Annotated in this window: 15 protein-coding genes and 2 pseudogenes; 5 read left to right on the top strand and 12 right to left on the bottom strand. The window is 48.3% G+C overall.

Features of this window, described 5'->3' with window-relative positions; all coding sequences use genetic code 11:
- A pseudogene (locus OGX94_RS22500) lies at window positions 1-156 on the top strand (IS5/IS1182 family transposase); the annotation flags it as partial.
- A 38-nt stretch (window positions 157-194) separates the two neighbouring features.
- Here the strand turns inward: OGX94_RS22500 and OGX94_RS25050 are convergent.
- On the bottom strand, window positions 195-335 hold the full coding sequence (locus OGX94_RS25050) for a hypothetical protein (RefSeq protein ID WP_286569990.1): 141 nt from the start codon (window positions 333-335) through the stop codon (window positions 195-197).
- 283 nt (window positions 336-618) lie between these two features.
- Window positions 619-1,710 (bottom strand): permease, encoded by a 1,092-nt coding sequence (locus tag OGX94_RS22510; protein WP_257661628.1) that lies wholly within the window; start codon window positions 1,708-1,710, stop codon window positions 619-621.
- Window positions 1,711-1,810: 100 nt separating this feature from the next.
- On the opposite strand from OGX94_RS22510, the gene OGX94_RS22515 reads away from it, so the two are divergent.
- Window positions 1,811-2,107 carry an ArsR/SmtB family transcription factor gene (locus OGX94_RS22515; protein WP_038641364.1) on the top strand — a complete coding sequence of 99 codons (297 nt, stop codon included), beginning with the start codon at window positions 1,811-1,813 and terminating at the stop codon, window positions 2,105-2,107.
- A gap of 67 nt (window positions 2,108-2,174) precedes the next feature.
- On the opposite strand, the gene arsC is transcribed toward OGX94_RS22515, so the two are convergent.
- The 9 genes from arsC to OGX94_RS22560 all read right to left on the bottom strand — a co-directional run bounded on the left by arsC (window position 2,175) and on the right by OGX94_RS22560 (window position 8,996).
- The gene (gene arsC / locus OGX94_RS22520) at window positions 2,175-2,600 is read right to left on the bottom strand and encodes a glutaredoxin-dependent arsenate reductase (protein WP_038641366.1); all 426 of its coding nucleotides are present in this window, start codon (window positions 2,598-2,600) and stop codon (window positions 2,175-2,177) included.
- 12 nt (window positions 2,601-2,612) lie between these two features.
- Complete coding sequence (arsB, locus tag OGX94_RS22525; RefSeq protein ID WP_038641369.1) at window positions 2,613-3,902, bottom strand: arsenite efflux transporter membrane subunit ArsB; 1,290 nt, start codon at window positions 3,900-3,902, stop codon at window positions 2,613-2,615.
- 46 nt (window positions 3,903-3,948) lie between these two features.
- Window positions 3,949-5,700 carry an arsenite efflux transporter ATPase subunit ArsA gene (arsA, locus tag OGX94_RS22530; protein WP_257661627.1) on the bottom strand — a complete coding sequence of 584 codons (1,752 nt, stop codon included), beginning with the start codon at window positions 5,698-5,700 and terminating at the stop codon, window positions 3,949-3,951.
- Between the two features lie 17 nt (window positions 5,701-5,717).
- On the bottom strand, window positions 5,718-6,080 hold the full coding sequence (gene arsD / locus OGX94_RS22535) for an arsenite efflux transporter metallochaperone ArsD (protein WP_038641374.1): 363 nt from the start codon (window positions 6,078-6,080) through the stop codon (window positions 5,718-5,720).
- A 47-nt stretch (window positions 6,081-6,127) separates the two neighbouring features.
- Entirely contained in the window at window positions 6,128-6,481 is a 354-nt protein-coding gene (gene arsR / locus OGX94_RS22540; protein ID WP_044700602.1) for an As(III)-sensing metalloregulatory transcriptional repressor ArsR, read from the bottom strand.
- Window positions 6,482-6,604: 123 nt separating this feature from the next.
- Entirely contained in the window at window positions 6,605-7,150 is a 546-nt protein-coding gene (locus OGX94_RS22545; protein ID WP_122984015.1) for a replication protein P, read from the bottom strand.
- The gene (locus tag OGX94_RS22550; RefSeq protein WP_257661626.1) at window positions 7,062-7,973 is read right to left on the bottom strand and encodes a DnaT-like ssDNA-binding domain-containing protein; all 912 of its coding nucleotides are present in this window, start codon (window positions 7,971-7,973) and stop codon (window positions 7,062-7,064) included. Before OGX94_RS22550 ends, OGX94_RS22545 begins: the two co-directional genes overlap by 89 nt.
- Before the next feature lie 252 nt (window positions 7,974-8,225).
- On the bottom strand, window positions 8,226-8,780 hold the full coding sequence (locus OGX94_RS22555) for a toxin YdaT family protein (RefSeq protein WP_044700607.1): 555 nt from the start codon (window positions 8,778-8,780) through the stop codon (window positions 8,226-8,228).
- A 3-nt stretch (window positions 8,781-8,783) separates the two neighbouring features.
- On the bottom strand, window positions 8,784-8,996 hold the full coding sequence (locus OGX94_RS22560) for a helix-turn-helix domain-containing protein (RefSeq protein ID WP_003832309.1): 213 nt from the start codon (window positions 8,994-8,996) through the stop codon (window positions 8,784-8,786).
- A gap of 105 nt (window positions 8,997-9,101) precedes the next feature.
- Between OGX94_RS22560 and OGX94_RS22565 the strand changes: the two genes are divergently transcribed.
- Entirely contained in the window at window positions 9,102-9,482 is a 381-nt protein-coding gene (locus OGX94_RS22565) for a helix-turn-helix domain-containing protein (protein ID WP_003832307.1), read from the top strand.
- 375 nt (window positions 9,483-9,857) lie between these two features.
- Here the strand turns inward: OGX94_RS22565 and OGX94_RS22570 are convergent, their stop codons facing one another.
- Window positions 9,858-10,172 carry a hypothetical protein gene (locus OGX94_RS22570; protein WP_071681809.1) on the bottom strand — a complete coding sequence of 105 codons (315 nt, stop codon included), beginning with the start codon at window positions 10,170-10,172 and terminating at the stop codon, window positions 9,858-9,860.
- Between the two features lie 84 nt (window positions 10,173-10,256).
- On the opposite strand from OGX94_RS22570, the pseudogene OGX94_RS22575 reads away from it, so the two are divergent.
- Together OGX94_RS22575 and OGX94_RS22580 are read left to right on the top strand one after the other, a co-directional pair.
- Window positions 10,257-10,400 (top strand): annotated as a pseudogene (locus tag OGX94_RS22575) (hypothetical protein); the annotation flags it as partial.
- A 45-nt stretch (window positions 10,401-10,445) separates the two neighbouring features.
- The gene (locus OGX94_RS22580; RefSeq protein WP_224769939.1) at window positions 10,446-10,784 is read left to right on the top strand and encodes an RrF2 family transcriptional regulator; all 339 of its coding nucleotides are present in this window, start codon (window positions 10,446-10,448) and stop codon (window positions 10,782-10,784) included.
- The last annotated feature ends 68 nt before the right edge of the window (window positions 10,785-10,852 follow it).

A 10,852-nucleotide genomic window follows, 5' to 3' on the forward strand; every position in this document is an offset into this window, starting at 1 on the left:
GAGCACCCGTTTCGCATCATCAAGCGGCAGTTCGGCTTCGTGAAAGCCAGATACAAGGGGCTGCTGAAAAACGATAACCAACTGGCGATGTTATTCACCCTGGCCAACCTGTTTCGGGTGGACCAAATGATACGTCAGTGGGAGAGATCTCAGTAAAAACCGGAAATAACGCCAGAAATGGTGGAAAAAATAGCCTAAATAGGCTGATTCGATGTGTTTGCGGGAAAAAAATCGGCCCAGATCCGCGAAATTTTAATCAGCGAGTCAGCTTGGGAAGAAATGACCTGCTTATTCGCACCTTCCTTAGTACGATCAATGGTGAGTTCAACTTTCATATTAGCCTCCACTGCAATACTGTATATTTGTACAGTACACCGATACATTGAAATGATCAATGACTTAAGAGCACAAATTGCTAACCTTAGCCTATCAATTAGATGCAAAAAAACCCGCCGAAGCGGGTTCAATCCAATGCGGACTTGTTGTTTGAACACCATAGTAAGTATGGAGATATCAACGTCCTTAAATTTGGATAACTGTATTGATGGGGATTGATTGCACAACTTTCATACGCTCGCCTCCCCTGCAACTTTTTCTGGTTCTGTCTAACATACCCAATCAAAATAACAACTGTGTCAGGTATCCCATAATAATCGCCATGCCCAAAATAACGGTCAGGAATGCAGCAATCAAGGGTGTTTTGAACATTGATTTAAGCAGTATTACTTCCGTCAGACTAGCTCCAGCGCTACCAATAATCAGAGCCATTACTGCTCCCGTTCCCATGCCTTTATCCATCAAGACTGATGCCAACGGAATTACTGCCTCAGCACGTATATACAAAGGTATTCCAATAACTGCACTTAATGGAATCGCAAACGGATTATCATGCCCGGCATGAGCAGCAATCCACTCTGCAGGTATAAAACCGTAGATAAACGACCCTATAACAATACCTAACATCAGATAAGGTAATACATCTTTAAATTGAGTCCAGGCATCCTGAAATGCCAGACGTATCGCACCAGGATCTCTTACTACACTTTTCGGGAAGAATTGTTTATTTGTTTGACCTGTCTCGCAGCTCAATTCACAATTTGTGCCCCGAAATGCTGAGAAACTCTTAAACGTTTCTTGTGGTTTAGAACAACTATTAGCCCCTATGTCCTGTTGATTTGATACAGAACAGCAAGCTGAAACACTCTGTAGTTTAGTTTCAGGAGTTTTTCCACTGCTAACACCACAACAGCTAGCCAGCGGTTTTGATGTTTCGACAATATGTCGGTCAAAACCAAGCACATCTAACAAAATACTTGCCAGTACGGAAACTGTTGCAGCTATAACAGCGTATAGCAGGGTAACTTTCCAACCAAAAGTAACCCACATCAGACCAATGATTATCGGGTTAAGCAGAGGTGAAACAAACAAGAATGTAAGTGTTGGACCGAAGCCTGCTTTTGCTGATAACAGTCCGCGTAACATGGGAATTGTAGAGCAGCTGCAAAACGGTGTTACAGCTCCTAACAGCGATGCAAGTATGTAACCTCTCCCCTTTCTCGCCCCTAACATTCTTTGAATCTTTTGGTCCGGAATTTTTTGCCTGATAAGGCTAACACCCGCACTAATCAGAAAAAAAAGCGCAGACAACTCGACAGCAAGAAACAAGAACATCTCTGCCGCGTTAGTAAACATAGAAATCCAGCTATTCATGAAACCCCCTATAAACCACATTTCTAGAATAATCGAATTATTGAGGTTAGATCAACATATTTCTGGTATTATCGAAATATCAATAGATGAGGAAGGTACCATGCAACTAGAAGAAGTAGCTAAAGCTATGAAAGAATTAGGACATCCAACACGTTTGTTTATTTTCAAACACCTTGTTAAAGCCGGTGAACAAGGTTTACCTGTAGGTGATCTACAAAAACAACTTGCGATTCCATCTTCAACACTGAGTCATCATATATCCGCTCTTGTTTCCGTAGGTCTGGTCAAACAAAATCGCGAAAGCCGCTCCTTAATCTGCGTTTCTCAATATGACAAGTTAGAGTCGATTATTGATTTTCTACGCGAAGAATGTTGCATCAACAGTCCAAAGATTTAAATCGAGGCAATCCATTGTTTTTATTTGATAAAGGAGCCGCCTAAATAACAGGCGGCTCTCCTGTCGCTTATTTCAATTTTTTGCCTGCATCATCAACGACTTTCTCGCCATCTTCCTTGGCGAAAGCCCCTTTCTGAGCATCAGGAAGGATATCCAGAACAACTTCAGAAGGACGGCACAGTTTGGTTCCCAGCGGTGTTACAACGATGGGGCGATTAATCAGGATCGGATGCTGCAACATAAAGTTAATTAACTGGTCGTCAGTAAATTTATCTTCGGCAAGACCCAGTTCCTCATATGGCTCGACGTTCTTACGTAGTAACGCCCGGACGGAAATGCCCATATCAGCAATGAGTTTGACCAGCTCATCGCGTGAAGGTGGAGTCTCAAGGTAAAGAATAACGGTCGGCTCATTACCGCTGTTGCGGATCATCTCAAGCGTGTTACGCGACGTGCCGCAGGCAGGATTGTGATAAATGGTGATGTTGCTCATATCAGTATCTCATTACAAAGTGAAAGAGAGACGTAGCGCCAGCGCTGCCAGCGTTACAAACAGCACAGGCAGAGTCATGATAATCCCGGTGCGGAAATAGTATCCCCACGTGATGGTCATATTCTTCTGTGAAAGTACATGTAGCCAGAGCAGCGTTGCCAGGCTACCAATAGGTGTGATTTTCGGCCCCAGATCGCAGCCAATCACGTTGGCATAAATCATCGCCTCTTTGATGACGCCGGTTGCGGTACTGCCATCAATAGAAAGAGCGCCAACCAGCACGGTAGGCATGTTGTTCATGATGGAAGACAGGAAAGCCGTCAGGAAGCCAGTACCCAGCGTCGCGGCCCAGAGTCCTTTATCAGCCAGCACGTTCAGAACACCTGAAAGATATTCGGTTAGCCCTGCGTTGCGCAGACCGTAAACTACCAGGTACATCCCCAATGAGAAGATGACGATCTGCCAGGGTGCACCATGTAGCACTTTACCAGTGTTAATGGCATGGCCTCGTTTCGCCACTGCAAACAGAATTATCGCCCCAACCGCTGCAATCGCACTAACGGGAATACCGAGCGGCTCGAGGACGAAGAAACCAACAAGCAGGAGAATCAGAACTATCCAGCCAGTGCGGAATGTAGCCGTATCTTTTATTGCTTCTGTTGGTTTCTTTAGGAGGGCCAGATCGTAAGTTGGCGGGATGTCCTTGCGGAAAAACAGATGCAGCATAATTAGTGTGGCAATAATGGCGGCGATATCGACCGGTACCATCACCGATGCATATTCGGTGAATCCCAGACCAAAGAAGTCCGCCGAAACAATATTCACCAGGTTCGACACGATAAGCGGCAGGCTGGCAGTATCGGCAATAAACCCGGCTGCCATGACGAATGCCAGCGTGGTACCTTTGCTGAATCCTAATGCCAGCAGCATAGCAATAACGATTGGTGTCAAAATAAGTGCCGCACCATCGTTGGCAAACAGTGCCGCCACCGCTGCGCCGAGCAGGACGATATAGGTAAAGAGCAAACGGCCACGACCGTTACCCCAGCGTGAAACATGCAATGCCGCCCATTCGAAAAAGCCTGATTCATCGAGCAGCAGGCTGATGATAATCACCGCAATAAAGGTCGCTGTCGCGTTCCAGACGATATTCCACACCACCGGAATATCGCCTATATGCACAACGCCAGAAATCAAAGCCAGGCCCGCGCCCAGCGTTGCACTCCAGCCGATCCCTAATCCTTTCGGTTGACAGATAACCAAGACAATGGTCAGGACAAAAATAGCGCCTGCCAGTAACATACACCCTCCTGACAGGGCGGATCTGCCGCCCTGTATAAACAAAAAATTAACTCACCAACTCTCTGAGTTTTTCAATACCTGTTGGCTCAGAAGCCAGTACCGGAACGAGCGCTATATGGTCAGCGTGCTGATTCTTAACAGCCTCAATCTGAGGCTGTTCCTGCTGAGCGCGCTGGCAAAGCAACGGAGAACGCGTATCCGCGATGGAAAGGCTGTTATTGATAATCCAGCCCCATGGATGAATCCCCGCTCTTTCAAGGTCAGCCTGTAGGCTTGCCGCTTCCAGTACCGGTGTGGTTTCAGGCAGAGTGACCAGCAGAACTTTGGTTCGTTCCGGGTCCTGAAGCTGCATCATTGGGGTAGTAAAATGACCTTTCTCCCCCATTTTTTTGGCAATCTCTCGGTGGTAAGCCCCGGTAGCATCCAGCAACAACAGCGTGTGCCCAGTGGGAGCTGTATCCATGACAACAAACCGCTTACCTGCTTCACGAATCACTCGGGAAAAAGCCTGGAACACGGCAATTTCTTCAGTACAGGGAGAACGTAAATCTTCTTCCAATAGCCGTTTCCCTGCTTCGTCCAGATCTTTTCCCTTCGTCTCAAGAACATGCTGGCGATAGCGTTCGGTTTCATCGTGAGGGTTGATGCGGCTGACCTGCAGGTTTTTGAGGCTGCCGTTCAGCGTTGTACTCAGGTGCGCAGCGGGATCAGAGGTGGTGAGATGCACGTCATATCCCATGTCTGCCAGCCTTACGGCGATGGCAGCAGCCATCGTGGTTTTCCCTACACCACCTTTGCCCATCAACATAATCAGGCCATGTTCACTGCGGGCGATATCATCGACCAGGTCAGAGAGCGATAAGTTTTCAGGCGTGTACAGGACGTTCGTTACCGGGAGCGGTAATGCATCAAAACGGGTATCCAGCAGCCCCTTCAACGCAGACACACCAACCATATTTACTGGCTGGAGTAATAAGGTATCTCTCGGTAGCTCAGATAAACCAGCAGGAAGATTTGCCAGTGCTTCCTGCTCCCGTTGCCATATCGCAGCAGCCAGCGCGTCATGTTCAGCTTCGGCTTTAGGCAGCACACCATTAATAACCAGGTACTGGTTTTTCAGGCCAATTGCGGCCAGTTCTTCATGGGTGCGGGCTACTTCCTGCAGCGTAGATTTTTGCAGTCGTGCAACCAGAACCAGGCGGGTACGTTCAGGATCGGACAACGCCTCTACCGCATGAGCATACTGCTCACGCTGCTTTTCCAGCCCGGCCATTGGGCCAAGACAGGAAGCACCATCCGGATTACTTTCAATGAAACTACTCCAGGCACCGGGAAGCTGGAGAAGGCGAATCGTGTGGCCCGTCGGCGCTGTATCAAAAATGATGTGATCGAAGCGGGTCAGCAGGGAAGCGTCTGTCAATAAGCCGGTGAACTCATCAAACGCCGCAATCTCAGTCGTACAGGCTCCTGAAAGCTGCTCGCTGATACTGTTAACAACGTCTTCAGGCAGAAAACCTTTGATAGGATCAACGATTCTGGAGCGGTATTGTTGGGCGGCTTCCTGAGGGTCAATCTCCAGAGCGGAAAGTCCAGTAACTGCTGTCACAGAGCGAATGGTGTTACCGATAGCCTGGTCGAATACCTGACCGACATTGGAGGCTGGATCTGTACTGACCAGCAAAACCCGCTTACCTTGTTCGGCAAGGCGGATAGCCGTCGCGCAGGAAATGGACGTTTTTCCTACGCCACCCTTGCCAGTAAAAAACAGGTAAGGCGGGATATTCTCTAAGAATTTCATATGTCCTCCTGACATATTCAGCAACAGGAAGTATTACCACCACAGCAGCTGGTGGGAGCTAACCCTACCTTCTCCAGCGGAATACCGAACCAGCGAGCCAGCTCAGCGCGTTTTGGGTATCGCCCAGCCATCACCGTTTCACCGTCCAACAGCAGTAGCGGAAGCCCTTCTGCTCCAGATGCTTCGAGGAATACTTTCGCTTTCTCATTATGAACAAAGCTCATGGGCTGCTGCGCCAGGTTATAACGTTCAACCTGTACGCCACGTCCTTTCAGCCACTGCACATCAGCAGAGAAATCAACCAGAACCTGATCGACATCTGAGCCACATACGCCGGTACTGCAGCACATTGCCGGGTCAAACACCGTTAACGTCTTCATTCTGAATACCTCACATTCGAAAAATCATATATGTTCAGGCAAATTTTTTAGATGCAAACAGCCTTACCGCTACCAGAGCAGTTTGCCGATGCCAGCTTACGGGCGATGGCCTGTACGTCGTCCTGTTGGCTTAACCAAGCCTGCTCAATTACCTGAGCAGCCCATGACGGAATATGCGGAGATAAGCGGTAGTGAACCCACTTGCCCTGCTTGCGATCCAGTAATAATCCACTTTCCCGGAGCATTGCCAGATGACGGGAGATCTTGGGCTGCGACTGATCCAGCGCCGTACAGAGATCGCACACGCATAGCTCTCCCATTTCTCTAAGCAGCAATACGATGCCCAGCCGAGTTTCATCGGAAAGGTTTTTGAAGAGTTGTAGAGAAGTTAGTTCAGCCATTTTAGTCTCCTGAATTCTCTCCGTAGTTTCCTGCAATAGTTGAGTGTCGTCAACCATCACATTCGAAAATTCGAATATGATGGCTATGTGGTTTTAATATCAGATTTACTGACTGTTCATTATTCAATTTGTTAATCCTGCCGCTTTTCGACGCCTGTATTCATCTATCAGTAATTGTGCTGGCGTTGGTCCTGCCGGATGGCGCGGCGCTTCCAGTTGACGTCGAATTGGTGGGACACTTAGTCCATTACCAACATGCTTCGACCACTTCGTGAGTAACTTTTCTGCCAGTCGTTTCAGCTCCCCCTCTGTCATTTGTCGTTCTACGCCCGTTCTCCGCATTTCAATGCAGATGTGATACAGCACGGGCTGAGGCCATGGATATTTATCGCTTCCTGAATACCGATATGACTCATTGCGCCAGCGCCGGTATTCCGTCATAACCTGCTCCGATTTCAGTCCGAATGGATTCGCACCACTCTCTGAAACCAGAGAAACAAACTCAGCCAGGTCAGGCGGCCATGTATTTCCCATCGCGCAGCGCTCCATGCATTGCTGACAGACCAGCCGAATTTGCTGTTCAGTCATCGAACCTATCTGGGCTATCCAGATAGGCGAAGGCTCCGCCCCGTTCTTCTGGGTCCATCGGTTCGAATACACCTCCCCCATGACCTGCCACAGTCGCCAGGCTGTTTCCGTCGCCATCAAGTCCATTCCTGCGGCGCCACTCTGCGTGTGCTGACTGAATTTGCTGAACTGCCCGGGATGCTGTTGGTTCTGATCCTGCTCCCACATGACTGTTACCTCCGGTTTCTGGTTTTACCTGCGTTCTCACCCGGGCTACATGTCGGGCAAATTTTTGTTCCCACTGGATTTGAGTAAAAACTTTCCCTTCCGACTCCCAATACGCGGTGAATTCTGCGAGTTCAGTCAGAAGGTAATCTGGTTCAGGCAGGGAGATACCCCACGATGCGGCGCGCTGTTGGAAGTCTCTGGAGGGAAGCCAGCTATCTGCCATGCTGAATTTCCCGATCGGTTCATCAACACCGTCCAGGTACCGGGGCATGGACGGGGATGGCAGTTCCTCCCCATTCGGATTTTTCATCGCGCCCGCGTTAAGAGAGGGGTTTAAGATCTGTTTACTGCTAACTGCTTTCTGGATACCTGATGGCAAAGGTTTAGCCAAAGACTTAGCCTTATCCTTAGGCAAGGCGAAAGCCTTATCAAAAGCCATCCCCATAGCGTCAGAAACCCCGTAGCAGGCGACTTTGAGAGCTTCATAAGCTTTATCTTTCAGTGAACATTCGGGCAGTAATTCAAACGATCTTGCCCAGGATTTGATCACGTTTACTGATGCTGGCGGATTATGTTTCACCGCATTAGGCAACCAAAAAACTCTGGCTTTAAGATCGGCTTCCACCATACCTAACGCTATGGCTTCACCTAAGGCTAAGTCGAAGGCTTCGACATCCCAGTTTAATTCTTCGGCCATAGCCGCCCTTCCCGCCTTATAAAGCCCGGGAATAATCCCTGTGAATGGACCTGTAAGCAGGTAAATAAACAGACTCTGCCCACTTGGCGGGAGTGGTGATAAGGCTCGAAACTTAGGATCATCCCACATGGTGATCTTCACCTTACGGTAAGGCTCGTTACTAGCCTTACTCTTAGGCATGGCCTTAGCCAAAGGATTAGGCATACTTCACCCCGCGAGTTGCAGTAATAATGGTCATAGGTCAAAACTCGATTAAAACAATTGCGGCGCTACGGCGCTTATACTCGCCAGTAGTGGTCCCGCCGCGTCAGCAGGTAGCATGTTGAACAATGCGATTGCCGCCTCACGAATTTCCTTCTCGAGCTTTTGTAATGGAGCGCCAATTAATTTCGCATGGTGTGCCTCACTGCACTCTTTGATAGCGTTCGCCACCAGCTCCGCTTCTGTGCTCGCATTACTTAACCCGTGCTTCCTGGCAATCTGAACTGGCATAGCAGCAATGATTGAGTCTGACAGCTGCATAACGTAAGCCGTGTACTTTTCTGACCCCCCTTCATTTTTCAGATATCGGAATAAATTCTGTTTATTAACAGCGATTCCGCGGCCATCTGCTTTGGCCCACTCTTCAGCCACCAGCTGAGCGATCCGTTCCTGTGCCTGTCCTGGTAATGTCGATTCCCATTCACGAACGGCGGCCAATATGGCACGGTGCTGGATACTGTCACGTCGCTGGGGTTTAAATTGATTTTGCGATTTCACCGCAGCGGCTACTCGTGGTTTATTATGGGAATAAGCTACTGATTGCATCTTTCAGACCTCGCTTTGTGGCGGAAATACACTATCAAGAGAGCAGGTGCGCCCTAACTCGTTAAGCTTCTCCACAATCAATCTGCATTCCGGTAGGCCAGGCTGACGTGTTCCGTTCTCATAATTTGAGAGCCTTGACTGACGCCACCCGAATAATTTGGCTAATTGCTCTTGAGTTAAACCGAGCGCTTGCCGTTCTTTGGCGATGTTGTTCATCTTGTCCTCACATTTAGTGTTTAGCTGAATTAAACACAAAATGTGTTAGATAGTCAAGACGAAACGTTCTTTGAGCGTTAACACGTAACGTGGTAAAAATCAGTAATGAATATAAACACTGCAATTGCCGCCAGACTGAAGCAGCTACGCGAACAGAAAAATATGTCGCAATCTAAACTCGCAGAGTTATGTGGGTGGGCTCAGTCACGCATCGGGAACTATGAAGCGGGTCGCCGCAATGTGGGCGTTGACGACGCTATAACGATATCTAAAGCTCTCGGAATTAGCCCGGCTGAACTAATGTTTGGTGATGATCACGCCGAATCATGGTTAACGCCAAAACATCGTAAGTTGATTACTCTTTTTGACCAGTTGCCGGAGTCTGAACAAGACAGAATGATCGATACCTTTCAATTGCGGCTGAAAGAAATTGATGAGTATGTCGAGAAGTACCTTCGGGGACGATTAAAGCCAACTGACGATTAAGCTACAATTTTTAACAATCTAACCAGCCTACTTGGCTGGTTTTTTTATGCCTTTCACCTTCCCTTTTCCCATATCGTTATCATCCACGCCACCTTAAACACATGCTGTGTTGACTTTCAAACACATTTAGAGTTTAAATATAAACACAGTTTGAAAAACGTCATCTAGGCAGGACGCCCACGAAGTAGCTGCCGGCGGCATACGAATCACCGGATGAGATGGCGAACATTAATGCGCAGCAGTCAGTACCGTTCCGCTTGCCAGCGATAAGGCTAAATGAAGAACCCCCTGTATCACTGTTACTGGACACAGGGACAGAATGTTAAGGGAAACATTATGAGGATCGAAATAACTAAAGTTGGAGGCAAGGTTTGCTTAGTCATATCCCCTATCAAGTTCTCTGTCGCGGATCGCATAGCTACTGCCATGGAAAACAGCGAAATCGTTGCAGCTCTTGGTGCTTATTTCACAGCCATTGGAGAGGCACCAAACGGAGAACTCGTTGGGCTCTATCTCTATTTTAATAACTTGGATACCGCTACGTTCGTAACGCTCAATCATTTGATTGAAACGGATGAGCCAGTCCCGATAGTCATCAGGTAATACCCACGAATCGGTCAGAACTTCTTTACAGGAATCATACTGTGCGCGGTTCTTGAACCAAAAAACACTTATTGGTCGAGCGGCCATTTTTATGTCCTTGCTGGCTAGATGGGAAATACCAGCTTACCACCGAGCCTGAAATGGAGAAATGACCGGTAAAACAAGGAAACCAAAATGATTGATTTTGCGCGTAAACCAGTGCGGTGTCAGGCCGTACATCTAAATCGCATTGAAGTAATCATTCGACTGATTTGCTACATGCTCGCCCAGAAGGGCGACCCGTCTGCCGACCAACAGACTGCAGTTCGTTCATAACGAGTTTGACCAATGGCTGTTGCCAGCATCAGTAAGGAAGTGACTATGGAGTTTGGAATGAAACGTGTGGTGGCATCTGTTCAGGTGGTTGCCATCCTCAACAGGATTTATAACGGCAGCCCTGTTTCCGTCGCATCTATCAGTAAGGAATCAAAGCTGTCTGTATCTTACCTCGAGCAGATTTTCTCGAAGCTGCGCAGCAGTGAAATCGTCACCAGCCAGCGTGGCGCTGGTGGCGGGTACCACCTTAGCAAAGCAAACCCCAGCGTGGCTGACGTCGTTCGCGCCGTTACTCACACGCCTGATTCATTTGAGCCCGTGCTGAATGCTTTGGAGTGGGTTCCCGTCGCACAGCTGGCGCAGGGAAAATCACCTACCCCATAAAGCACAAAACCCGCGCAAGGCGGGTTAAGTACCCGGTCAGCCGACCAAAGCTTTCCGGAACGAGTTTT

It is taken from the genome of Citrobacter sp. Cpo037, from assembly GCF_030332945.1.
GTDB classification, from domain to species: domain Bacteria; phylum Pseudomonadota; class Gammaproteobacteria; order Enterobacterales; family Enterobacteriaceae; genus Citrobacter; species Citrobacter portucalensis.